The 23,967-nt window shown below is 65.2% G+C and carries 17 protein-coding genes; 4 read left to right on the top strand and 13 right to left on the bottom strand.

Translation table 11 applies throughout. The features are described 5' to 3' along the window. Nucleotides 1-28 precede the first annotated feature (28 nt). Together VGV37_RS13965 and VGV37_RS13960 are read right to left on the bottom strand one after the other, a co-directional pair. Nucleotides 29-2,146, bottom strand: a complete 2,118-nt coding sequence (locus VGV37_RS13965; protein WP_326880304.1) for an acetate--CoA ligase family protein — start codon at nt 2,144-2,146, stop codon at nt 29-31. Between the two features lie 9 nt (nt 2,147-2,155). Beyond that, entirely contained in the window at nt 2,156-2,986 is an 831-nt protein-coding gene (locus VGV37_RS13960; protein ID WP_326880303.1) for a p-hydroxycinnamoyl CoA hydratase/lyase, read from the bottom strand. Nucleotides 2,987-3,227: 241 nt separating this feature from the next. Here VGV37_RS13960 and VGV37_RS13955 point away from each other — a divergent pair, with 241 nt between their 5' ends. Next, complete coding sequence (locus tag VGV37_RS13955; protein WP_326880302.1) at nt 3,228-3,767, top strand: MarR family winged helix-turn-helix transcriptional regulator; 540 nt, start codon at nt 3,228-3,230, stop codon at nt 3,765-3,767. 16 nt (nt 3,768-3,783) lie between these two features. Here the strand turns inward: VGV37_RS13955 and VGV37_RS13950 are convergent, their stop codons facing one another. The 9 genes from VGV37_RS13950 to VGV37_RS13910 form a co-directional block, all read right to left on the bottom strand. After that, entirely contained in the window at nt 3,784-6,219 is a 2,436-nt protein-coding gene (locus VGV37_RS13950; protein WP_326880301.1) for an efflux RND transporter permease subunit, read from the bottom strand. Continuing rightward, nucleotides 6,216-7,301: a WD40/YVTN/BNR-like repeat-containing protein gene (locus tag VGV37_RS13945; protein ID WP_326880300.1), complete on the bottom strand. Its 1,086-nt coding sequence runs from the start codon at nt 7,299-7,301 to the stop codon at nt 6,216-6,218. The genes VGV37_RS13950 and VGV37_RS13945 overlap by 4 nt, the downstream gene beginning before the upstream one ends. A 68-nt stretch (nt 7,302-7,369) precedes the next feature. Then, nucleotides 7,370-8,722, bottom strand: a complete 1,353-nt coding sequence (locus VGV37_RS13940) for a DUF1329 domain-containing protein (protein WP_326880299.1) — start codon at nt 8,720-8,722, stop codon at nt 7,370-7,372. A 23-nt stretch (nt 8,723-8,745) separates the two neighbouring features. Then, the gene (locus VGV37_RS13935) at nt 8,746-10,527 is read right to left on the bottom strand and encodes a DUF1302 domain-containing protein (protein WP_326880298.1); all 1,782 of its coding nucleotides are present in this window, start codon (nt 10,525-10,527) and stop codon (nt 8,746-8,748) included. A 160-nt stretch (nt 10,528-10,687) separates the two neighbouring features. After that, complete coding sequence (locus tag VGV37_RS13930) at nt 10,688-11,431, bottom strand: alpha/beta fold hydrolase (RefSeq protein WP_326880297.1); 744 nt, start codon at nt 11,429-11,431, stop codon at nt 10,688-10,690. A 9-nt stretch (nt 11,432-11,440) separates the two neighbouring features. Continuing rightward, nucleotides 11,441-12,913, bottom strand: a complete 1,473-nt coding sequence (locus VGV37_RS13925) for a benzaldehyde dehydrogenase (protein ID WP_326880296.1) — start codon at nt 12,911-12,913, stop codon at nt 11,441-11,443. Nucleotides 12,914-13,218: 305 nt separating this feature from the next. Beyond that, nucleotides 13,219-15,537 carry a molybdopterin guanine dinucleotide-containing S/N-oxide reductase gene (locus tag VGV37_RS13920; protein ID WP_326880295.1) on the bottom strand — a complete coding sequence of 773 codons (2,319 nt, stop codon included), beginning with the start codon at nt 15,535-15,537 and terminating at the stop codon, nt 13,219-13,221. A gap of 168 nt (nt 15,538-15,705) precedes the next feature. Next, on the bottom strand, nt 15,706-16,755 hold the full coding sequence (locus VGV37_RS13915; RefSeq protein ID WP_326880294.1) for an ornithine cyclodeaminase: 1,050 nt from the start codon (nt 16,753-16,755) through the stop codon (nt 15,706-15,708). A 149-nt stretch (nt 16,756-16,904) separates the two neighbouring features. Next, entirely contained in the window at nt 16,905-17,321 is a 417-nt protein-coding gene (locus VGV37_RS13910) for an Lrp/AsnC family transcriptional regulator (RefSeq protein ID WP_326880293.1), read from the bottom strand. Between the two features lie 135 nt (nt 17,322-17,456). Between VGV37_RS13910 and VGV37_RS13905 the strand changes: the two genes are divergently transcribed. From VGV37_RS13905 to VGV37_RS13895, 3 genes are all read left to right on the top strand, one after another. Beyond that, the gene (locus VGV37_RS13905) at nt 17,457-19,112 is read left to right on the top strand and encodes a M20/M25/M40 family metallo-hydrolase (RefSeq protein ID WP_326880292.1); all 1,656 of its coding nucleotides are present in this window, start codon (nt 17,457-17,459) and stop codon (nt 19,110-19,112) included. A gap of 232 nt (nt 19,113-19,344) precedes the next feature. After that, nucleotides 19,345-21,162: a sulfotransferase gene (locus VGV37_RS13900; protein ID WP_326880291.1), complete on the top strand. Its 1,818-nt coding sequence runs from the start codon at nt 19,345-19,347 to the stop codon at nt 21,160-21,162. Then, nucleotides 21,155-22,543: a tetratricopeptide repeat-containing glycosyltransferase family protein gene (locus VGV37_RS13895; RefSeq protein ID WP_326880290.1), complete on the top strand. Its 1,389-nt coding sequence runs from the start codon at nt 21,155-21,157 to the stop codon at nt 22,541-22,543. The genes VGV37_RS13900 and VGV37_RS13895 overlap by 8 nt, the downstream gene beginning before the upstream one ends. 6 nt (nt 22,544-22,549) lie before the next feature. Here VGV37_RS13895 and VGV37_RS13890 read toward each other — a convergent pair whose 3' ends face one another. Together VGV37_RS13890 and VGV37_RS13885 are read right to left on the bottom strand one after the other, a co-directional pair. Further along, nucleotides 22,550-23,572, bottom strand: a complete 1,023-nt coding sequence (locus tag VGV37_RS13890; RefSeq protein WP_326880289.1) for a glycosyltransferase family 4 protein — start codon at nt 23,570-23,572, stop codon at nt 22,550-22,552. 115 nt (nt 23,573-23,687) lie between these two features. Then, nucleotides 23,688-23,967: autotransporter domain-containing protein (locus tag VGV37_RS13885; protein WP_326880288.1), on the bottom strand; the 280-nt coding region annotated here is incomplete at its 5' end.

Below are 23,967 nucleotides of genomic sequence, written 5' to 3'. Positions count from 1 at the left end.
CCCCTTTCATCCTACCCGGTTCGCCGGGTCAGCGTACCGAGATCAACGCATCGAGCGCCACCGCACCCCGTCCTGATGGATGGAGCATGACCGGGTTGATGTCGACCTCGGCCACGGTCAGATTGGCCGCCATGAACGCACCCAGCCGCGCGACGATGTGGGCGGCGGCCTCCACGTCCAGCGGCGGGTTGCCGCGGAAGCCGCGCAGCAACGCAGCCGCTTTGAGCCGGTGCAGTTCGTCGACGATGGCGGCCTGGCCGAGATCGGGCGGCAACAGCCGCACATCGTGCAGCGCCTCTGCCAGGACGCCGCCCAGGCCGATCAGCAGGACCGTTCCCCATTCCGGGTCGTTGCGTGCACCGACGATCAGTTCGGTGCCCCGAGCGCCCATGGCTTCGACCAGGACGCCGTCGAGCGCCAATCCTGGGCAGGCCGCGATGACGGCCCGGTGCAGCTGGCCCCAGCCTTGGACGAGCGCTTCGGCCGTTGCGAGATTGAGCACGACCCCGCCCACGTCACTTTTGTGGGAGAGATCGGGCGACTGCGCTTTCAGCGCCACCGGATAGCCGACCCGCTTCGCCACGGCATGAGCTTCTTCGAGCGTCGTGGCGAGTTCGCCCTCCGGAACCGGGATATCCAGCGTCCGCAGGATCTGCTTGGCGCGATATTCGGGAATGATACCGGAGGCCAGGCCCGCCGGCTCGAGCGGCGTCGCGGGCGCAGACCGGCCCTGTCTCGCCGCGGCCTCGGCGAGGCAGGCCACCGCGGTCAAGGCCCGTTCGGCGGTGGGGAAGAACGGCACGTTGAAGCCACGCAATTGCTCGATATAGGTCGAGGGCACCTCGGCACCTTCGTCCAGGCCGGCGAAGATCAGGGGCTTTTCCGGTCGAAGCCGACCGATGGCATCGAGGATTGCCGGAAATTTGAGCGCGCAGGTGGCCGGATCGGACAGGATGATACCCATCACGATGCAGCCGTAGCTTTCGTCGCCCAGCAGGACCGACAATGTCCGGCTATAGAGATCCGGATCGACCAGCGCCTGGGCGGTGAGATCCAGTGGATTGGTCGGTGGGATGAAATCGGGCAGCGCTGCGCGCAATGCCACGGCGGTGACGTCGCTCACGGCGGGAAGATCGAGCCCGGCCTCCTCGCACAGATCCAGCGTCAGCGCTTTGAACGCACCGGATTCGGTCATCACGGCGGCCCCGCGCTGCGGCAGCACCGGGCAACGCATCATGATTTCCGCCACGTCCAACAGCATTTCCAGCCGATCGACGACCACGACGCCGGCGTGGGTGACCTTGGTGCGCATGACATGATAGTCGCCGACCATGGCGCCGGTATGCGTGGCCGCCGATGCCCGGGCGGCGCCGCTGCGGCCGGGATGCAGCAGCACGATGCGCTTGCCTTGCCGCAGCGCCCGTTCCGCCAGATCGAGGAAGCGGCGCGGCTGGCGGAACTGCTCGACGATTATGGCCACGACCGGGACCTGCGGATCGTCGAGCAGTTCCTCCAGATAATCCTCGATGCCGCTCGCCGCCTCGTTGCCGGTCGAGACGGAATAGGCAAGCTCCAGCCCGCGCCCGTGAATACCGACGGTCAGTACCGCCGCCATGGCGCCGCTCTGGGACAGGATGGCCACGCCGGGGCGACCGCTCGGGCGCCGTTCGGGAATATCGACGAAGGTGAGCGGGGTGCCATCGACGTAATTCACCATGCCGAGGCAGTTCGGCCCCTCGATCGCCATACCATGGGTGCGGGCGATCCGGGCGATCTCGGCCTGATCGGCCCGCCCGACTTCGCCCGCCTCGGCAAAGCCGGCCGAGAACACGATGGCACCACCGACCTGCTTGCGGGCACAGGCGGCGAGCACCTCCAGGACGGCCGCCCGCGGGATGGCCAGCACCACGCAATCGACGCCGTCCGGCAGATCCCCGACGGACTTGAGGCAGGGGCGGCCTTGAATCTCCGCGTATTTCGGATTGATCAGGTGAATCGCGCCGCTATAGCCGGCCCGATCCAGATTGCGCAGGACGGCCGATCCCAGGGCCGTCGGCGTCGGCGACACGCCGAGGATCGCGACCGACCGGGGCCGCAGCAGGCGACGGATGGCCGACGGGGCGGCCATCGAAACGGCGTTCGTCATGGCTCATCCCTACCGTTTGAAGCTCGCGAGTCCCGGCTTGAAGCTCTTGTCGTCCAGGAATTGCTTCATACCTTTTTCCCGACTGCCTTCACGGTCGCGATACGCGGCCTGGTCGAGCTTGGCATAGAGGTAATCCTCATTCTGCTCCCACGTCAGTTCCCGGCAGCGTTTGAAGCCGATCTTGGCCGCGCGCAGCACCACCTCGTTCTTTTTCAGCAGCTTGTTGGCCAGCGCGATCGTCTCGTCCCGCAGCGCGTCGAGCGGAACCGCCTTGTTGACGAGCCCCATCTCCGCCGCCTCGGCGCCGGTGAACGTATCGCCGGTCATGATGTAATGCAGCGCCTTGCGGTGCCCGATCGTGTCGGCCAGGGCCTTGCTGACCAGATTGCCCGGCGGAATGCCCCAGTTGATCTCGGACAGGCCGAAGACCGCCTGATCGGCCGCGATGGCGAGGTCGCAGGCGACGAGCGGCGAAAAGGCGCCGCCGAAGCACCAGCCGTTGACCATGGCAATGGTCGGCTTGCTGTAGGTTCTGAGCAGGCGCCATTGCCAGGTCGAGGCATCGCGGCGCACGCGTTCCTGCACGACTTCGGGCTGACCGTCCGTCTCGCGGAAATATTCCTTCAAATCCATGCCCGCCGACCAGGCAGCCCCTTCGCCGGTCAGTACGACGACGCCGGCGGCGGCATCGAGCTCCAGGGCCTCGAGTGCTTCCAGCATCTCCTTGTTCATCGTCGGGCTCATGCAGTTCCGTTTGTCCGGTCGATTGAAATACAGCCAGGCAATGCCGTCCTCGACGAGGACCTTGATCGTGTCCCACCGGTCTTTGTACGACGCCATGATGTGTTGCTCCTGATGGGGATTGCATCGCCCGCGCGATGGGCGCATCCGCAAGCTTCAACATAGTTATATTATATAACAATTATAATTAACGTCAATGTGCGGTTAGGCTAATTCCGAGCGAAATTCGTTGGCGGTCGAGGTAAGGCCTCCCATGGAGATCGACCTTGTGCGGGATAGGCAAACCGCAGATGATGGTCGGCACATTCGTTGCAAAATGAAACAGTTATAGGAGGTTCGGGTGGCTCGTCGCGCCAGCGGTCGCAAGGCGAATGAAGCGGCGATGGCGCCCGGATCCAGCGGCCGGAGCACGGTCGATATCGTCGATACGGGCTATCTGCCCTCGGTCCTGGGTTACGCCTTGCGACGCGCGCAACTTGCCGTCTTCAAGGAGTTCAAAGCCCGCTTCGACGGTATTGGCATCCGTCCGTCGCAATTCAGCATCCTGACCATCATTGCGCGCAATCCGGGGATCAAGCAGACCCAGCTCAGCGAGGCGCTGTTTATCAAGCGCGCCAACCTGGTGCGCCTGCTCGACGAACTGGAACTGCGCGACCTCATCCGCCGCGACGCGTCCGTGCACGACCGGCGCTCCCACTCCTTGATTCTCACCGCCTATGGCGTGGATTTCGTTGCGCGCATGGAGGAAATCCATCGCCAGCTCGAAGATCATCTGGCCGGCCTCTTGGGTAAGGAGCCGAAGACCGCCTTGCTGAAGATGCTCTATCAACTCATCGACAGCGCTCCAGGCGTCGAAGACGTCGTGGCCGACTACGACTGACGACGGCCGGCTGGCGTCATCCATCGATCGCGACGCCCTGGGCACCGGCCGGAACGGTTTTTCCGTCGTGGCCGCCCTTCAGCAGGAAGCAGGCGAGCGCCGGCAAAAGAATGAGGGCGCCCAGCATGTTCCACACGAACATGAACGCGAGCAGGATGCCCATGTCGGCCTGAAACTTGATCGGTGAGAATGCCCAGGTGGCGACCGCGATGCCGAGCGTGCAGCCAGTCAGCACGACGACGCGGCCGGTGAAGAGCAGCGCGCGATAATAGGCCTGGGACAGCGACAGGCCCTGGCGCAGATGCGCCTGGGTCACCGTCAGAACATAGAGCGCATAGTCGACACCGATGCCGACGCCGAGCGCGATCACCGGCAGGGTCGCCACCTTGACGCCGATGCCCAGCGACACCATCAGCGCCTCGCAGAGGGTCGAGGTGAGCAATAGCGGCAGAACCGCGCAGACGACGGCGCGCCACGACCGGAAGGCGACGAAGGACAGGATGACGACCGCGGCGTAGACCAGGACCAGCATCTCGCCATTGGCGGCCTTCACCACGATGTTGGTCGCCGCATCGATCCCGGCATTGCCGGCCGCCCTGAGGAAATGCACGTCGGCGCTGTCGTTCTCGGCGGCAAAACGGCCGACCGCCTCGCTCACCTCCGTCAGCGTGTCCGCCTTGTGGTCCCTGAGATAGGTATAGACCGCGAGGAAATCGCAATTGACGTTGAACACTTCCCGCGGCGCCCGGTTGACGACGAAGTTGAGTGTGTCCTGATTGCGCGGCACGTCGTACCAGCGGGCGTTGCCCTCGTTCATGCCCATGCCCATCCGCTTGGCGATGCTCGCCAGGGACAGGGTGCCTTCCGCGCCCGGCAATTGGGACAGCCCCCATTCCAGCGCATCGACCCGCATCAGCGTGTCATAGCGCGCGCATTGCCCGGGCGGCGTCGTGACCATGGTCACGAAGATGTCGCTGCTGGCGGCGTAGTTGCCGGTGATATAGGCGTCGTCACGGTTGTAGGCGGAATCCTGCCGCAGTTCCGGGGCGCCCTGTTCGAGATCGCCGATCTTCAGATGGTGACCGACGATCGCGGCCCCGATGCCGAGCGCCAGGGCGCAGCCGATCGCCGGGGCGGCGAGCCGGGGGCGGGTAAAGCGGTCGAGGAAGTGCCACAGCGGGTTCTTCGAAGCATCGGCCTGCGGCAGCGGCTGTTCGGCCGCCGCCAGACTGCGCCGGGCGGCGGTGGCACTGACACCCAGATAAGACAGCAGGATCGGCAATAGGACCAGGTTGGTGAAGATCAGCACCGCGACGCCGATGCTGGCGGCGATCGCCAGCTCTTGAATGACCCGGATCTGGATCAGCATCAGCACGGCGAAACCGACGGCATCGGCCACCAGTGCCGTGAGACCGGCGACGAACAGGCGCCGGAAGGTGTAGCGGGCTGCGATCAGGCGATGGGTGCCGCGCCCGATATCCTGGGTGATGCCGTTCATCTTTTGAGCGCCGTGGCTCATGCCGATGGCGAACACCAGGAACGGCACCAGGATGGAATAGGGATCGAGCTCATAGCCCAGGCTTGGCAGCAGACCCAGTAGCCAGACCACCGCGATGCAGGAGCAGGCCATCACGACCACGGTGCTGCGGATGCAGCGCGTGTACCAGAAAAGCAGGCCCGAACAGATCCCGATCGCGACGACGAAGAAGATCAGAACCTGGTGCATGCCGATGATGAGATCGCCCACCATCTTGGCAAAGCCGTTGATATGAATGGCGATCTTATCGGATTGGTGATCGACGCGGAGCTTTTCCATCCGCTGGCTGAACGCGCGATAGTCGACCCGGTTTCCGGTTTCCGGATTACGCTCCAACAGCGGCACCAGCACGATGCTCGACTTGAAATCGGCGGCGACGATCTGACCGATTTCGCCCGATCGCTCGACGTTGTGGCGCACCGCCTCGAGCGAGGCGGGCGATCCGTCGTAGGTGTCATCGATGACCGGGCCGCCGTCCAACCCGTCCTCGGTCACGCCGGTCCAGCGGGTCGCCGGCGTCCAGAGTGATTTCATATACGGGCGTTCGACACCGGGGATCAGGAACACCTCGTCGTTGATCTGGCGCAGCGTCTCCAGATAGTCGCTGTCGAAGATCGAGCCGGTCCGGTTCTCGATGGCGATGCGAACGACGTTGCCGAGCGCGGCCAGATCGTTCTTGTGATCGAAGTAGTTGACGATGAACGGCTGCTTGGTCGGGATCATCTTCTCGAAGCTGGCGGCCAGTTCGAGCTTGGTTGCCTGATATCCAAGGACGATGGTCGTCAGCGCGCAGAGCAGGATGATCGCCAGGCGGTGGTTGAACAGAAGGCGTTCCAGCAGGCTTCCGGACGATTTATCGAAATCCGCCAGGTTCCGGATCGGCGGGTGCTGGGCCAGCGACGTATCGGGGCTCACGGCTGGTTTCCCTGTGCTTCGGTTGCCATGGTGAGGCGGAGGTTGCCTTGCGGTCCCGCGAGGACGAGCGTGCCGTCCGGGATCTGCTCCAGGGCGGAAAACGGCATCGGCCGGGGCAAGGGGCTGGTCGCAAAGGATCGCCCGTCATCGCCACTCCGTTTGAGATTTCCCGCGTCGTCGACCAGCGCGATGCTGCCGTCGGACAACAGCGCGCCACCGTTGATGCTCGCGGACCCCGCGACGATCCGGGCCCAGCTGGCACCGTCGTCCGTGCTTCGGAACAGGGCGCCTCGCAGACCGTAGGCGACGAGCGCGCCGCTTCTGCCAGCCACGATGCCGAACAGCGTGCCCCGTCCGACCGGCGCCAATGCTTGAAAGCTCAGCGCGGCGTCGGTCGAGCGGAAGATCGCGCCCTGCTCGCCGACCAGGAAGATGCCGGTCGCGGTCGTCGCGATCCCGTAAAGGTGGCGACCATCGGGATTATCGATCCGGCCCATGATCGAGGACCAGTGTCGGCCGGCGTCCTCGGTCCGGAACGCGAGCCCGTAGGCACCGACGATCAGGCCGCGATCGTGGTCGAAGAAGCGGATATCGAGGAACGGCTTGTCGGGCCCGTCGGTTACCAGCGCCTCGGCTTCGCGGAGGCGCCGCTGTGCCCGAGCGTCGTCTGGCGTCGCTGCGAGGTCCACCTGGGCCTGTTGCTGTTCCATGGCGGCGGCGTCCCGCCCGTCGAAAGCCTTCGCCCAGCTCTCCCCGCCGTCCCCGGTCGAAAGCACGATGCCGCCGTTGCCGACCACCCAGCCGACCTTGGGCGATGGAAAGGCGACGCCGGTGAGCGTGGTCCGCACCGGCGTCAGGACCTGCCGCCAGGTGGCGCCCAAATTATCCGACAGCAGGATGGTGCCGCGTTCGCCGACGGAAACCAGACGCTCGCCCGTCCAGATCACCCGCGTCGTCAGCAGGCCCATGCTGTGCGGCGACAGGATCGACGGGGTCGATAGGGGATCAGCCGGTGCGGCGGCGCTGGCGCCGGCGCTCGCCGCCAGCAGCATCGACGCGCCCAGGATTGTTGCACGCAGCATCGAAACCGCCTCGAATTCGGGAAAAGATGGGAGCGGCGCGACGCGACCGCTCCCAAGGCTCGGGGAAATCAGCGGACGCCTTCGGAGGCGAGCGCATCACCGGTGAAGAAGCTGTCGGGGCGCGGGTTCACGTTCTTGTAATAGCCGTCGTTGAACACCTCGATCGCGCTGTAGGTGCCCGCCTGCAGGTTGTGGACGATCGTGCTGTCGTAATAGACGTAGCCGGCGTCGGCGACATCGAGCGGCAGCATGTAAGAGGTGCGCCAGAGCTTGCCTTCGGCGTCGTAGCCGTCGGTCATGAGGGCCGCGTAGCTGTCTTCGTCGAAATAGATGCGCTTCTTCGGCACGACATGGCGCTTGCCGTTGGCGAGGCTCAGTTCCACGACCCAGACGCGATGCAGCTCCCACCGCAGTTTGTCGGCGTTCGGATGATGGGCCGTCAGAGCCTGATCGGCGGGCGTCTGAAAGAAGGCGTTCTCGTTGTACGGAACGTAGATTTCCTGCTTGCCGACCAGGTTCCAGTCATAGCGGTCGGGAGCGCCCCAGAAGCCGAAGACTTCGTCGAAATAGTTGGCGCCGGAAGCGACGAAGTCCGGCGTGTCGTAACCGACCGTCGGCGCCCGGCGAACCCGGCGCTGGCCGACGAGATATTGCCAGGCCTGGCGCGGCGTCGCCGCATCGATGCTGTCGCGTATCACCAGCATTTCCCCGGCCTTGAAGGCGGGGCCGACGTTCTGCAATCGGCCGAGGGCATATTCGCCGGTCCACGCGCCGGCCGATCCGTCCGGCGTGTAGTAGGGCGATTGGTGATTGTCGATGGCACTCACCGTCATCGTGACGGAGCCGTCGGAATTGCCGGTGAAATTGGCGATCTTGTAGTTGTTGGATGGCGAGACGTAGCGCAGCGCGTGGTTCCAATAGAGTTCGAGGCCGGATTTGGGGATGGGGAATGGTGTGCCGCCATAGACGCCTTTGACCGATTGGCCATTGTCCGCGAGCTGACCGGCCGCCGCGTTCTTCAGGTCGTTGTCGTAGACCCACTGCGGCGCTGCGAAAGTCCGATGCGACGGATAGACCGCCAGGTGATAGTCGGGATATTTCGCGATCAGCGCCCTCTGGCCTTCGCTCAGCCTGTCGGCATATTGCGCGACGTTCTTCTGGTCGATGACGACGAGCGGCTTCTCGTTTGGGTATTGATCCGCGGGCAACGTGCCGGTGCCGGGGATCAGCGCGTGGGTCAAGCCGCCGTCCCAGGCCGGGATGGTGCCATCCTTGTTTCCGGCCTTTTCGGCGCCGAACGGCGTGAGTTCGTGTCCGAGCTTCGCGGCGTCTTCCTGGTCGGCGGCAGCTTCGGCCGCGCCCGCCAACAGCATGGCGAGTACGATCGCCGTACCGGCGACGGTCTTGGTCTTGTTGTTCATCTTCGTCCTCCCCCGTCTTGTTTTCAGAACGTGCGCGATACCGAGAACGCGATGAAGTCGCGATCGTGCAGATCCTGCGCATAAGACAGGTAGCGCTCGGCACCACCCGCCGTCGGCTGACCCTTCGGGCCGAAATAGCTCGTGTAGGTCAGCGAGACGTTCCAGACCTCGTTGTATTTCCCCTTGGCGCCGATGCTGACGTCGCCGACGTTCTGTGCGTTGAAATTGCCGATATGGGAACCGAGCGCGGACCGCCCGTAGAGGCCGTAGCCCAGGCCGATGGGGGTCGTGAGATCGAGGTTCGGCATGACCTGGAAGAAGGACGGTTCGAACACTGCCCGGGCGGCCAGCGCGCTCCGGGTGCTGGTCGGGTTGAGAGACATGATGCTGTTGGTGAAGACCGCCCCGTTCGGCCCCAGCACCGTCGCCCTGTCGCCCTTGTTCAGAATGTCGATCAGGTGGTTGAAGCCCAATTCGCCGACGATGGAGGCGCCGTCCCAGATGCCATTCTCGGTCAGGAGTGAGATGGCCGACACGTTGGCATGCAGGGTTTCACCGCGCAGATAACGGGTGGCGCTCAGATTGTCGCTCGAGGCATTGGCGAAGACGATGCCGCCGTTGCCGCCGGCGCTGTCGGCCGTGGCGAGGGACTGATTGTGCCGAAACGACACCTCGCCCGAGACATTGGTGTCGCCGACCGCGGTGGCGAAGCTGGCACCGTAGGTCTGGACATTCTGGTTATAGGCATTGCGGAAATCACCGATCCGGAGCGCGTTCACCCCATCGGCGAAGGTAACGGGCGCGGCGCCGGTCTCGACCAGATAGGCGGCCGCGGGATCTTTTTCGTGATAGTTCGCGAAATAGAGGCCGAACTCCCAGTTCTTCGTCGCTTTCCAGCGCAGTTCCGCGCCGCCCTGGCCCTGGCTGTCCGGGGTCAGGTCCTTGCCATGGGCGAAGAAGAGGCCCGGCACGGCGCCTGCAAATTGCCCGGGCGGCCACAGGGTTTCGGCACCGGCGCCGAAGACGTCGGCGTCGCTGAAATAGCTGCCGACGCCGGGCAGGCGATCCGGCCGATATTCGAACTGATAATAGCCGCCGAGCAGGAGGCCGTGGCCGAGTTCCCAGTTGAAGGACACCTGGCCGACCGGCAGCATGATCTCCTTGAACTGCGAATTGGGCACGGAGAGCGCCTTGACGACGTCGATCGGCGCTTGGGCCGCGGCGATGCCGTTCGCCCCCATGAACAGGGTCTCGCCATAAAGCTGGGAGAACCGCCCGACCCGGACGGTGAGCGTCTGATCGGCGGGCAGTTCGAACGTATGGAACACCAGTGCGTCGAGGATTTCGACGTTCTTGCCGTGCAGAACCCGGGTTCCCTGGGGAAACTCGTTCACGCCCTCGTACGCATTGTTCGAGGTCGTCACTTCATGGTTGGTCGTCGACTGATTGTAGACCGTGTCGTACCAGCCGGCGGCCGACAGGCGGAATCCGGTATGGTCCTGATAGACCGCATCGAATTCCGACAGAAGGTCGACGCGGTTCGAGATCAAACCCTTGCGGAAGTTCTGGTCGCCGTCATTGGTGTTGCTGTTGAGCGGCTGCAGATTGCCGCCGATGGCGGGATCATACCCTGCAACGCGGAACGCACTGGAATACTTGATCGTATTGTCCCAGCGCACGGCCCAATCCGGATCGCCCACGTCCATCTGGTCGGCGCGCGCCACGCCGGCCGCCGCCAGGACACCGAAGGCTATGCCGGACAGGAGTCGGGATTTGGACAGGTTCTGCCCGATGATCGGAATCATTCTTGCCTCCCAAATTTCTTTGTCGGTGTTCCGTCTTGGGATGGAACGTGACCGGTTGCTGCTCGTTGGGCCGCACACTGGGCCGTCGATCGCACAGTATTATAATCATGCAATATTGTTATATACAATAACGATTATGCACATGCTTGTCGCTTTGGGCCTAGGCCCGCGACAACCCGGCCGGCGCCGCCTCGCCGGCCAGCAGAACCTCGACCAGTCGCTCGGGCGCCGACAGAAAGGGCGAATGGGACGTCGCGAGCTGAAACACCCGTGCGCACGGCCAGGCGGCCTGCATGCGGCGTTGCGCCTGCAGGGTAATGGCCCGATCCTCCAGGCATTCGATGAAGTGCCGAGGGATGCGGCCGAAACGCTCGGCCGTCACGTGGATGGGCGTATGGAGCGAAAAGAGGGGCTCCGGCCGCAACCGTGGAAACACGAAGTCGAGATCTTCGGCGGAACAATCGCCATAGAAGCCGTCGATGACGACTTCCTTGCGGATGGTCCAGGTTCCGGACTGCTCGTCCGGTATCAGGTTGGTCGGAATGATCGAGTCGAGATCCGTCGAAGCTTCTTGCCACAAGGTCTGGCCGTCTTTCAGCAGGAACGCCGTCAGATAGACGGCGCGCTCGACCCGCTCCGGAATCCGTTCGGCGATTTTGCTGACGAGGAGGCCGCCCCGGCTATGGCCGACCAGGACGACGGGCTGGGGCTGTGCCTGGACCAGGTCGACCAGACGGTCGACCCAGAGATCGAGGCTGAGTTCGGCGAGCGGCGTGCTGTCGGTTCCAAGGCCCGGAAGATCCGGAGCCAGGACGTGATGACCGGCCGCCTCCAGCAGCGGCACCACCTTGTGCCAGCACCAGCCGCCGTGAGCGGCGCCGTGAATCAATAGAAAGTGCGCCATTGCCGCCTCTCAATACGGTTTTTGGGTGGGGCGGTTCTCGATCGTGATCCAGCGCCATTGGGTGAACAGATCCCAGTTCGCCGGACCGCCGATATTGCCGCCGTTGCCCGACGCGCCGCGCCCCCCGAACGGGTTCGACACTTCGTCCGCAATGGTCTGATCGTTGATGTGCAGCAGGCCCGAATTGATCCGTATGCCGAGCGCCAGCGCCCGACCGACATCGGGCGAGATGACGGCGCCCGACAGGCCGTAGTCGGTGTCGTTGGCGATCGCGACCGCTTCGTCGTCGGTGCCGAACGAAATGAGGCTGGCGACCGGGCCGAACACCTCGTCCCGATAGGCGCGCATGCCGCGCGTCACGCCACTCAACACCGTAGGGCGATAGAACAGCCCCTCGTAGCTGCCGCCCGTCTCCAGGACGGCGCCCTGGTTTATCGCCTCCTGGACGATCGCGTGGACGCGATCCAATTGATCGGCGCTGATCAGCGGCCCGAGCGCGACATTCTCGGTTGCCGGGTTGCCGACCGGTAGATGGCTCGCCCGCTCGGCCAGCAACCGTGCGAACGGGCGGGCGACGCTTTCCTGGACGAGGATACGGCCCGACGCCATGCAGACCTGGCCTTGATGGAAATAGGCGCCGAAGGCGGCGTTGGACGCGGCCAGCTCCAGATCGGCGTCTTCGAGAACGACCAGCGAACTCTTGCCGCCCAACTCCAGCGACATACGCTTCAACAGACGTCCGCACGTCTCGCCGATCGCGCGCCCGGCGGCGGTGGATCCCGTGAAGGCGATCAATCGCGTGTCGGGATGCTCGACCAGGGCGCGCCCGACCTCCGCGCCGCCCGGCAGCATGTGGAAGACATCGGGCGGAAAGCCCGCCTCTTCCAGCGCGCGCGCCATGAGCACGCCGCCCGTGACCGGCGTGCGCGGATCAGGTTTCAGCACGACCGTATTGCCGGTGGCCAGCGCCGGCGCCACGGCGCGCGCGCCCAGGATCATCGGGAAATTGAACGGTGAGATCACACCGACCACGCCGTGCGGGACCCGTTGACCGTAGCTCAGGCGCCCCGCGCGAGAGGGCAGCACATGGCCGTGGGCCTCGGTCAGCATGCCGGCCGCGTGACGGAAGAGAGCGACGGTCTCGGCAATCTCGACGGCCGCCTTCGGCCGGATCGCCCCATTCTCCCGGACGATCCACTCGATCAGTTCTTCGGCGTTCGCCTCCAGAACGGCGGCTGCCTTCAGCAGCAATTCCATTCTCGTGCGATGGCCGGTTTCAGCCCAGGCCGGTTGTGCCGCCTTGGCCCGGGCGACCGCGACGCTCACGTCGGCGGGTGTCGCTAGGCCGATCCGGGCCAGGGGCCCGCCGGTCGCCGGCTCCGTGACGGTGATGGTGCCCGCGGTCGACGCCTGCCATCCGCCCAGATACAGCCTGTTGCCCCAGCGGGACGCATCGAGAAAACGATAGTCGGCCAGAGTCATGGGTCCCTCCCGCTGTGAATCCGCCCTTGCCATCGTTCGGCGAACTGTTCCTCTCACTTATAATTGTTATCACTAATAATTGTTATGTACGCAAGAGGGATTCAGCGAGCCGGGCCGGTTGAAATTCGCCCTCGCGAAAATCGCCGTTCCAATGCCGGGCTTGACCTAAGGAGCCGTCGCACCAGGATGGGGGCGGGCGCCGATAGCGGTCATCGTCTTGGGTGCCGCCCGGAACGGTCGATCACGAGGCACTCTCATGCCCGCTCCCGCTTGTTCTGGGACGACCGCCAAACCCGCCGGCGGGATCAGAGCGGATCGAAGGCGCGGATCGGCGGCAGGTTGCCGTTGAATCGCTCGACCTCGACCGTCGTCAACTGCCCGGTGCAGCCCTGGGCCAGGTTCGAGGTGCCCTCGTCCCGGGTCAGGACATTCGGATTGCCGTGAACGCATAGCGGCTTCTCGTCGGCGGGATCGGCCGGGTCGTACCATGCTCCCGTCGGCAGTTGGACCACGCCCTGCCGGATGTCTCCGGTCAGCCGCACACCGGCGAGGCAGGCGCCGCGCTCGTTGAACAGGCGGATGATGTCGCCGTCCGCGATTCCGCGCGCCGCCGCGTCAGCCGGGTGCATCCGGGCCACTTCGCGGCCCCGGTGCTTCGCCTCGGCGCTGTGCCCGCCGAAATCGAGCTGGCTGTGCAGGCGCGTAGCCGGCTGATTGGCGACCAGATGCAACGGCGCCTGGGCACTGGGCGGGTTGGCCGGGCCCAGCCAGGCCGCATGGCCCGGGCAGCTCGCCTCGCCGAAGCTCGCGATGGTCTCGGAGAAGATCTCGATCCGCCCGCTGGGCGTGGGCAACGGGGCCTTGTCCGGATCCGCCTTGAATGCCCGCAGCCGGCCGCCATCGTCCGGCTGCTGGGGCAGGTCGAAGCCGTTCCCCGCCCAGAACGTTTCGAAGTCCGGCGCCGGCAGGCCTTGTTCTTCCAGGCCCGCGCGGGTCGGCGCGTAGAGATGCTCGAGCCACTGGCGCACGGAGCGGCCCTCGGTGAAGGCTTCCCGCCGACCGAGCCGCTCGGCCAGATCGGTGAAGATGGCATAGTCGTCGCGGGCCTCCCCGAACGGCTCCGCGACCGGTCGCATCGGCACGAGCAGCGGGTCGTTCGAGTTGCCGCCGATATCTTCACGCTCCAGCGTCATGGTGCAGGGCAGGATGAAATCCGCGTGCCGCGCCGTCGCGGTCACGCCGAGCTCATGCACCACCAGCGTATCGACGCGCGCGAACGCCTGGCGCAGCCGGTCCAGGTCCTGGTGGTGATGGAAGGGATTGCCGCCGGCCCAATAGACTAGCCGGATGTCCGGGTACGTCCGGGTCCCGCCGTTGTAGCGATAGGCGCCGCCAGGGTTGAGCAGCATATCCGCGATACGGGCGACCGGGATGAAGTCGCGGATGCGGTTTCGGCCCTGCGGCAAGGTCGGCATCGGGACCGCATTGGTGCGCCGCCCGTAATAGGCAATGGCGCCGAGTGCGTAGCCGAAGCCGCCGCCCGGCAGCCCGATCTGGCCGAGCGCCGAGGCGAGCACCGCGCCCATCCAGACCGGCTGTTCGCCGAAGCGAGCCCGCTGCAGGGAATGCGACACGACGACCAGGACGCGCTTGCCGTGCAGCCGCCGGGCGAGCCCGACGATGGTCTCGGCCGGCACGCCGGTCAGCGGCGCCGCCCAGGCGGCATCCTTTGGCTGGTTGTCGCTCTCGCCCAGAAGGTAGCGCTCGAACGTTGCCCAGCCGACGGTGTGGCGATCGAGGAACGCCTGATCGTGCAGCCCCTCGGTGACCAGCGTATGGACCAGGGCCAGCATCAGCGCCGTGTCCGTGCCTGGTATGCTGCTGATCCATTCCGCTCCGGCTTCGTCCGGCAAATCGGCCCGCAACGGACCGACGAGCACGAACCCGCACCCGCGGGCGCGGGCACGGGCCATCGCACCGCGCTCGACATGGCGGCTGATGCCGCCACCTGCGATCATGCTGTTCTTGAGCGCCATGCCGCCGAAGGCAAGGACGATCTCGCTGTGCTCGGCGACCTGCTCCCAGGTCACGTTGCGCTTGGTCAGGTCCTCATAGTCGCCGACGATATGCGGCACCAGGACGGAGGACGCGCCGGAGCTGTAGCTGTTGACCGAGCGGACGTAGCCGCCCATCGCAGTGTTGAGGAACCGATGCACCTGGCTCTGGGCATGATGGAACCGCCCGGCACTGGACCAGCCGTAGGAGCCGCCGAACACGGCGCCGGGGCCGTAGCTGTCCCGCACCCTGGCAAGCTCGCCGCCCAGAAGATCGAGGGCCTTCTCCCATGACACAGGCACGTACTCGTCGCGACCCCGCCGCGGATCGGGTCCGGGCCCTTGCTCCAGCCAGCCCCGGCGGATCATGGGCCGGGCGACGCGGGCCCGGTGCCGGAGCGCTGCCGGAAAGTTCTGCAGGATGCCGTTCGGGTCGGGGTCGACCGGATGCGGCCGCACTTCGAGCTGTCCCTCCATCCAGCGAGCCGAGAAGGCGCCCCAGTGCGACGTGTGCGGCACGAACTCGGCCTCGGGCCCTGCGGGGTCTCGGGGGAACAGCGTACTCGACATGATGGAGATCCTCATCGCTTGCCTGGTATCCCGCTGCCTGTCGTGCGCTTTGCCGTGTCGCCAAGCAGTGGCGTGTTGGTGATAGTCCGCCTCGACAAAGAAAGTTTCGGCGATTCGCTGTCGGAGGGCTGGTTCCTCCGCAGCCGACGCAGTGCCGCGCTCCCGCGATTATGCCTTCGCGCGCTGGAGCATGCCGAACAAATCGCGCGGATCGTCCGGATCGGCGATGATGTCGATATCCTGGTAGAAATCGGTACCTTTCAGGCGTTCGCGGACGTAGCGCAGCGCGGAGAAATCCTCGATCGCGAAGCCGACGCTGTCGAACAGGGTGATCTGGCGCGCGTCGCGCCGGCCGGCTGCCTCGCCGCGCACGACCCGCCAAAGCTCCGTCACCGGATAGTCGGGCGCCATTTGCTGGATCTCGCCCTCGACACGGGTCTGTGGCGGGTATTCGACGAAAGTGTCCGCGCGCAGCAGGATGTCCCGATGCAACTCCGTCTTGCCCGGGCAATCGCCGCCGATCGCGTTGATATGGATTCCCGCGCCGACCATGTTGTCGGTCAGAATCGTGGCGAACTGCTTGTCAGCCGTGCAGGTGGTCACGATCTCGGCCCCTTCGGTGGCGTCCTGCGCGGACCGGCATGAAGTCACCGCCAGGCCGGAGCCGGCCAGGTTGCGGGCGGTCTTCGCCGTGGCGCGCGGGTCGATGTCATAGAGCCGCACGGCCTCGATACCGACGACGGCCTTCATGGCGAGTGCCTGGAATTCGGCCTGCGCGCCATTGCCGATCATCGCCATCGTCTTGGCATTGCCCGGTGCCAGATGCCGCGCGGCCATGGCGGAGGTCGCCGCGGTGCGCAGCGCCGTCAATAGCGTCATCTCGGTCAGCAGTACCGGATAGCCGCTCGAGACCTCGGCCAGGAGGCCGAGCGCCGTCACGGTCTGCAGTCCATCGTTCGAGTTCTTCGGATGGCCGTTCACGTACTTGAAGCCATAGGTCTCCCCGTCCGAGGTCGGCATGAGCTCGATCACGCCGTCGCGCGAGTGCGACGCGATGCGCGGCGTCTTGTCGAAAATCTCCCAGCGCCGGAAATCGGCCTCGATCGCGTCGGTCAATTCGAGAAGCATCCGTTCGATGCCGACCTGATGCACGAGGCGCATCATGTTCTCGACGCTGACGAATGGAACGAGCGCCTTCTCGGATGGAACCTGCGGCATGAGAAACTCCTGGCTGGGAGTCCAAGATTACCGCCGGCATGCATGCTCTGAAACCGCATAGTCTTACGGGAAGACACGTTTTTCTGACGGAATCGTCAGAAACCTTGCCCGTTTCGCCAGACTATTGTGATCGTGTCCCGGTTCGGCGGTCACGCGGGTCCGAGGAACAGGTGCGTTTCCGACTTCGCGATCCCCTCCATCACGCGGATACCGGTCACGAGCCGGTTGAACTCACTCATATCGGGGACCTCGATCTCCGCAATCAGATCCCACAGACCGTGCGTGGTATGAACGGCGGCGAAGCCCGGGTTCTTGCGCAAAGCGGCCACGGCCCCTTTGAGGTTTCTCCCCTCGAGTTCGATCATCATCACCCCCCGGATCTGGTCGGCACTGGTATGCTCCTTCAGCCTGACCGTGAAGCCGGCGATCGTGCCGTTGGCAATGAGACGGTCCATGCGTGTCTGTACGGTGCCGCGCGCAACCCCCAGCAGCTTGGCGAGCGTGGGGATCGTCGAGCGTGCGTTGACGCGCAGCTCGGCGATCAATCGGTGATCGAGGTCGTCCATTGCGTTTTGCTCATTTCGTCAATTCGGCTGTCAGAATAGCAGCTGAATGCCGAAAAATGGAATCTTCTGCCGGTTTCGTCGCGACACGACGTTGCGTAGGTTGCCTGGAGGCCAGGCAGGGATGAGGAACGACCCATGAGCGCGATCACACAATGGAATCCAGCGGAGCGGGTTCGAGACCTCTCGCTCCGGCTCGTCCGGTGGGCGAGCGTGACCGGAACACCGGGCGAGGCCGCGTTCGCGGAGCGACTGGCCGGCCTGCTCCGCGAGATCCCCTATTTCCGCGACCATCCGGACCACATCCGCCTGGTGGACAGCCATGGCGACCCCATGACCAAAAATGTCGTCGCACTGGTCCGCGGCCGAGGAGCCCGGACCCTTGTCCTCGCCGGTCACTATGATGTCGTCGCCATCGAGAACTATCGGGATCTGGCACCCCTGGCTTTCGAGCCGGACAAACTGCTGGCAGCCTTGCTGGCCGACCTCGGGAGCCGGCGGCTCAACGCCGCAGAGCAGCGCGCGCTCGACGATTTCCAGTCGGGCGCATTTTTGCCGGGGCGGGGGTTGCTCGACATGAAAAGCGGGGTTGCCGCCGCGATCGCCGTGCTCGAGGCCTTCGCCGAGGATCCCGGCAGGCAGGGCAACCTCGTGCTGGTCGCAACACCCGACGAGGAGCGTGGCTCTCGCGGCATGCGGAGCCTGCGCGATGCGCTGCCCGGGATCGCTGCCGAGTTCGGGCTGGAGATCGCCGCCGGGATCAATCTCGACGCGACGAGCGACCAAGGCGACGGTGCCGAGGGCCGGGCCATCTATCGCGGCACCATCGGCAAGGCATTGCCGTTCGGTCTGGTGATCGGCCACTCGTCGCACGCCGGCTACCCCTTCGAAGGGATCAGTGCCCAGCTGGTCGCATCGGAGGTGATGAAGGCGATCGAGGGCAACCCCGCGCTGTGCGACAGGTCCGATGGCGAGATCTCGCCGCCGCCGATTTGCCTGGAATGCAAGGACCTGCGCGGCGGCTACGAAGTGACGACGCCAGAGCAGGTCTGGATCGCGTTCAACTGGCTGTCGCACCGGTGGGGGCCGCGAGACCTGCTCGAACGCTTTGCCGAGGCCGTCGATAAGGCCATGGCAGACGCCATCGGGCGGTTCAACGGGCACGCACGAGACTATGCAGCGCTGCTCCGTACGCCGCAGTCCGCGCCCGTCGCTGGCGGGGAGGTCATCCCGATCGAAGAATTGCGGGAGAGAATGCGGCTCTTCGGCGGAGATGCCGCGCTCGCACGCATCGGCGCGCTTGAGGCTCAGTTGCTGGATTGCGACGATCCGCTGAGGCTCACCAGGACGATCGTCAGCGCCATGGCGGCAGAAGCCGGTGTCGTCGGCCCAGCGGTGATCGTGGGGCTGGGCAGCCTGGTCTACCCCTCCGTCCATCTCGGCGCGGGCAGCGGGCACCGGGCTTTTGCCTTGGCCGTCGAGGGCGGCAGGCTGGCATTCGAAGCGGGCGGCGGTCCGCCGGTCAAGTATCGGGAGTATTTCACCGGCATCTCCGACATGAGCTTTCTCGGGCATCGACCCGGCGAGGCCGACTGCTCGTTCATTGCCGACAACACGCCGGCGGGCGGGCTGGTCGATACCGTTCCGCACGACGTCCTGTCGTTCCCCGTCGTGAATATCGGCCCTTGGGGCCGCGAATATCATCAGCGGCTCGAGCGCGTGCACGCGCCCTATGCCTTCGGGGAACTCCCCAGATTGCTGAGAGAAATCGTCTCGCGATTCCTGGTGTCGTGAGGTCAGCCGCCAGAAGCCAGGCGAAGAGATCGATCGGCGCTCCTGCGTGTCTCCAGCCCATCGGAAGGAAATGACGGGGCCGTCGACCAAAAGCGGCTCGCCCACGGATACGCGGGCACAGATAGTCGGTGCGGACCATGTCCGGATAGGCTACTTGGGAACAGTCCCGCCATGAGCGAGGCTGCATCCATCATTCGGCTGCATCCCACCCCAACCGGAGCCGAAAGTCTCGATGAGCATCCAACAGTGCCCCTGCGGCAGCGGGTTGCGTCCGGTCCGGTGCTGCGGTCTCGACCTCTCGACCCTGGCATCGTCCGAAGCGAGCCGACATCTGCTGCCGCTGGTCGACCGCGCGATCGAACTCCATGGCAAAGGCGCCTTGGCCGAAGCGTCGGTGATCTGCCTTGAGGTGCTGGAACTGGCGCCGGGCCAGGGCGGCGCGCTCGCGCTGCTCTACCAGATCAGGAAGGTGACGGGACCCGTGTCGGCGGCGGAGGCGCTCGTGCGACGCCTGGTGGCGCTGCAGCCGAACAACATCTGGGCGACGCAGGAACTGGCGCTGCTGCTGTTCGGCAAAGGCGATTTCGCCGAGGCGGAAGCCCAGGCCCGCAATGCCGTCCGCATCGCGCCGACCGATGCCCAATCGCATAATCTCATGGGCATGATCCTGACCGAGGCGAACCGGCCGCAGGTCGGTGAATACCATTATCGGCGGGCACTGGAGCTGCTCACCCATCGCCCGCCGATCCTGCTCGCCAATCTTGCCTGGAACCTGAAGAACCAGGGCAAGATGGTGGAGGCCCGCGGGCTTTATGAGGAGTCGGTGTCGCTCGATCCGACCATCCTGCAAACCTTGCTGGGCTGGGCGCGCATGGAGGAGACCGATCGCGACTTCGCGCGCGCGGATGCGTTGCTCGACCAGGCCGAACGCCTGGTGCCGGACAACCCCAGCATCCTGCTGCATCGGGCGATCATCCGGGGCCGGACCAAGGACTATGACGAAGCCCTGGCGATCCTCGGTCGGCTCGAACAGATGAGCGGCAGCGCCGGGCTCGGCACCAACGAGCTCCTGGAAAAAGGCAGGCTGCTCGACAAGATGGGGCGGTTCGACGAGGCCTTCGCCGCGTTCACCGAAGGCAAGCGCAAAGGGCTGGAGCAGAGCGGCAACGCCTATCTGGCCGACCATGCCCGCAATCTGGCCCAGCGGCTTCAGAGCTACTTTACGGCCGGCCGTCTGAAGATCGTGCCGCGCGGCACGCCGGTGGAGTCCGGTCCCCGCCCGCTCTTCATCGTGGGATTCCCGCGCTCCGGCACCACCATGGTCGAGCAGACGCTGTCGGCGCATCCGCGGATTTCGGCCGGCGACGAGCTGACCTTGGTCAACGACATCGTCAATCTGATGCCACGCATGCTGAACAGCCCGCTGACCTACCCCGAAGCGCTCGCCGACCTGTGGATGGGCGATCAGCGCGAAGGGCTCGATAATCTGCGGGACTATTACCTGCAGCGCGCGCGGCAGCTGGGCGTGGTCGAGGCGGGTGCCACCTGGTTCACCGACAAGATGCCGCTCAACGAGACGCATCTGGGCCTGATCGCGCTGATGTTCCCCGACGCGCCGATCATCCATGTGCTGCGCCATCCGCTCGATGTCCTGCTGTCGGTGTTCTCGAACCACCTGACCCACGGCTTCTATTGCGCCAATGCGCTCGAGACGATCGCCCGCCACTATGTGCTGGTGATGGATCTGGTCGAGCATTATCGCAGCCAGATGACGCTGAAGTACTTGCCGATCCGGTACGAGGACATCGTCGCCGACCAGGAAGGCAGCATTCGGCGCATGTCGAGCTTCGTCGGCGTCGGGTTCGACAAGCGCTGCCTCCGGTTCCACGAGAACAAGCGCTACGCGCGGACGGCGAGCTATGCGCAGGTCGCCGAAAAGCTTTACGACAGCTCGCGCTATCGCTACCGGCACTACCTGAAGCACTTGCAGCCGGTGCTCGCGATCCTGGAACCGGCGATCTATCGCCTGGGCTATACGATCGATGGCTGAGTTCGTCGCAGCCCCGTCACCGCCCGTCTCGAAGACGATCGACCAGTGGCTGGCGGATGCCGGAGCGCACGAAACGGCCGGTCAGTTCGAGGAAGCGGAACGGCTGCTGTCCCAGATCATCGCAGCCGCCCCCCGCTATCATCCGGCCCTGCATCAGGCGGCGATCCTGTCCTACAAGCGCAAACGGCCGCTCGAGGCGATTGCGCGGTTTCAGCGCGCCATCGAGCTCAGCCCGGACCAGGCGCTCTATCACCGCAACATCTGCGAACTCTATCGCAGTCAGTCGCGGCTCGACGAGGCGGTAGCCCACGGCTGTCGAGCCGTCGAGCTCGCTCCCGACGATGCCGGCGCCCACTATAATCTGGGCGTCATTCGCTACGATCGCCTCGAGATCGAACAGGCGATCCGGGCGGTGCGCAGGGCGCTCGAATTGGATCCGACCCTTGCGTCGGCTCATTTCGAGCTCGCTGAAGCGCTCCTGGCCTCGGGCCAGTTCGCCGAGGGATGGCAGCATTACGAATGGCGCTTCGATATGGGGAACGCGCCCCCGCTGCTGCCGCCCGGCCACGGCAAGCCCCTGTGGGACGGTCAGCCCATGCCGAATGGCACGCTCCTGCTGATCGGAGACCAGGGCTTCGGCGATACGATCCAATTCTGCCGCTATATCCCGATGGTGGCTGCGCTCTGTCCGCACATCGTCGTGGCCTGCAGCTCGGAGATGAAGCCGATCGTCACGCAACAGGCCGGCATCTCGCGCTACCACGACCATTGGGAACAAATCGGGCCATTCGATGCCTATTGCCCGCTGTCCGGCCTGCCGCGCTTGTTCGGCACCGATCTTTCCAACATCCCGGCGCCGATCCCCTACGTGAAGGCCGACCCCGCCAAGGCGGCCCAGTGGCGAAAGCGTCTCGAAGCGCTGGTCCCGGCGGGCTACCGCCGCATCGGGCTGGTCTGGGCCGGCCGTCCGACCCATGGCAATGATTTCAACCGGTCGATGAGCCTCGAAAAATTGGCGCCGCTCACCCGGCTCGAGCGCACGGCCTTCCTATCGGTGCAGATGGGGGCTGCCCAGGGCGAGATCGGCCGCTATTTCGGCGCGGCGCCGCTCATCAATCTCGGCGCGGAGATCCATGATTTCACTGACACCATGGCGATCTTCGACGGGCTCGACCGGCTCGTCGCGGTCGATACCGGCGTCGCCCATCTCGCGGGCGCCATGGGCAAGCCGGTCTCGATCCTGCTGCCCCATGCGCCCGATTGGCGTTGGTTGCTGAACCGCACGGACAGTCCCTGGTACCCGAGCGTCACGCTTCATCGTCAAGCCAAGGCAGCCGACTGGACCGAGGCGGTCGCGGCACTCGCAGCGTCGATCTCTTGAGGGGGGTCACCCCGTGACCGATGCCATGATAGCGTCGAACCGGGCAAAGAACGCGGCGTTGCTATAGCGTGCCGCGGTCTTCTGGGCATTTCGCCCCATCTCCTCGCCCAGGCTCGGGCTGGAAGCGTATGTGCGCATGGTCAACGCCAGCAGTTCGACATGACGCGACGGAAACATGAGGCAGTTCCGGCCGTGGACGAAGACGCCGCGATAGCAGGGCAGATCCGACAGGATCATCGGTTTGCTCAGCAACGCCGCTTCGTAGGCGGCCAGCGACTGGGTCTCGCTGTCCGACGCGAGGCAGAACATGTCGGCCGACTCGACCCAGGCCATGACCTCGCCATCGCTCAGCCCTTCGAGCAGGCGATAGGTCTGCGGGTTGGCGACCACCAGCCTCTGGGCTTCCTCATCCATCTCGATGAACTTGCCGCAGATGACGGCTTCGATATCGAGGCCGCTGCGCGCGACCGCCCGCACGAAATCGCCGGGCCGTTTGCGCCGCTCGATCGTGCCGACCTGGACGATGCGGTACGGCTTGGATTTCGCCGGCACCTTGTCGCGGGCGATAGCGTTGGGGTCGATATCGACACCGAATGAGGCCGTGTGGAATTTGCCGGGGTCCAGCTGATAGGTGAAGGACCGGAACACGTCATGCTGGAACGGCATGTTGTAGATGATGGCTGCCGGCAGCGCGAAGGCCTGCAGGAGTGCGGTATTCTCCAAGAGAATACGGAGCGCCACCTCGGCCTCGTTGATGAACCAGATCGTGGGGACGAGCGGCCCGATCCGGATGACGAGTTCGGCCGAGCAGATGGTGTTCGCGATCGCGAGATCGACGCTCGACAGATCCACGGTTTCGACGATCTCGATACCCTGCTCGACATAACGTGCCCGCATCGGACCGTCGGCGGGATTGATCGGCAGCACCCGGATCTCGTGTCCGGCGGCCCGCAGATGCATCGCCAATCGCAAGAATGCGGTACTCGAGCCCGTGATCGTGAATTCGTGATTGATCATCAGAATGCGCAACGGAAATTCCCCGATCCGAAAGTGCCGGCCATCACCCGGATGCAAGATCGCGAGGTTGGCCGACACTTGTCAATCGGCGGTGCGCCGCGGACACTCCTGCTTCAGGCTTCGACGCTTACCAGGTGAATCTGAACCCCGCCGTGACGGCATTGCTGCTGGCGCCGGATGCCAGGTCGCCGTCGTAGTGGAGGTAGATGCTGGTATTGGCGAACACCGCCGTCGCCAGCCCGAACCCGATCAGCGCCGAGTCACCCGGGACCTTGGCGCCGGCGACCTGGAAGCCTGCCGCCGGGGCGCCGACGAAGGCCGCGTTGGTGCCGCGGCCGAGGGGGGCGAACTCATGCGCCCAGCCGACCGTCAGGTCGGTGGTGACGAGCGCGCTGCCCAGCGCCAGA

The organism is Aliidongia sp. (genome assembly GCF_035943795.1).
Classification (GTDB): domain Bacteria; phylum Pseudomonadota; class Alphaproteobacteria; order ATCC43930; family CGMCC-115725; genus Aliidongia.
The sequence above is the reverse complement of the archived record's forward strand: the minus strand, read 5'-3'. Positions and strand labels throughout refer to the sequence as shown.

Bases quoted from the DNA above. Each gene is read 5' to 3' on its own strand.
- VGV37_RS13965 (WP_326880304.1), bottom strand. From the start codon at position 2,146: ATGACGAACGCCGTTTCGATGGCCGCCCCGTCGGCCATCCGTCGCCTG.
- VGV37_RS13960 (WP_326880303.1), bottom strand. From the start codon at position 2,986: ATGGCGTCGTACAAAGACCGGTGGGACACGATCAAGGTCCTCGTCGAG.
- VGV37_RS13945 (WP_326880300.1), bottom strand. From the start codon at position 7,301: ATGCTGCGTGCAACAATCCTGGGCGCGTCGATGCTGCTGGCGGCGAGC.
- VGV37_RS13940 (WP_326880299.1), bottom strand. From the start codon at position 8,722: ATGAACAACAAGACCAAGACCGTCGCCGGTACGGCGATCGTACTCGCC.
- VGV37_RS13935 (WP_326880298.1), bottom strand. From the start codon at position 10,527: ATGATTCCGATCATCGGGCAGAACCTGTCCAAATCCCGACTCCTGTCC.
- VGV37_RS13930 (WP_326880297.1), bottom strand. From the start codon at position 11,431: ATGGCGCACTTTCTATTGATTCACGGCGCCGCTCACGGCGGCTGGTGC.
- VGV37_RS13925 (WP_326880296.1), bottom strand. From the start codon at position 12,913: ATGACTCTGGCCGACTATCGTTTTCTCGATGCGTCCCGCTGGGGCAAC.
- VGV37_RS13920 (WP_326880295.1), bottom strand. From the start codon at position 15,537: ATGTCGAGTACGCTGTTCCCCCGAGACCCCGCAGGGCCCGAGGCCGAG.
- VGV37_RS13915 (WP_326880294.1), bottom strand. From the start codon at position 16,755: ATGCCGCAGGTTCCATCCGAGAAGGCGCTCGTTCCATTCGTCAGCGTC.
- VGV37_RS13910 (WP_326880293.1), bottom strand. From the start codon at position 17,321: ATGGACGACCTCGATCACCGATTGATCGCCGAGCTGCGCGTCAACGCA.
- VGV37_RS13905 (WP_326880292.1), top strand. From the start codon at position 17,457: ATGAGCGCGATCACACAATGGAATCCAGCGGAGCGGGTTCGAGACCTC.
- VGV37_RS13900 (WP_326880291.1), top strand. From the start codon at position 19,345: ATGAGCATCCAACAGTGCCCCTGCGGCAGCGGGTTGCGTCCGGTCCGG.
- VGV37_RS13895 (WP_326880290.1), top strand. From the start codon at position 21,155: ATGGCTGAGTTCGTCGCAGCCCCGTCACCGCCCGTCTCGAAGACGATC.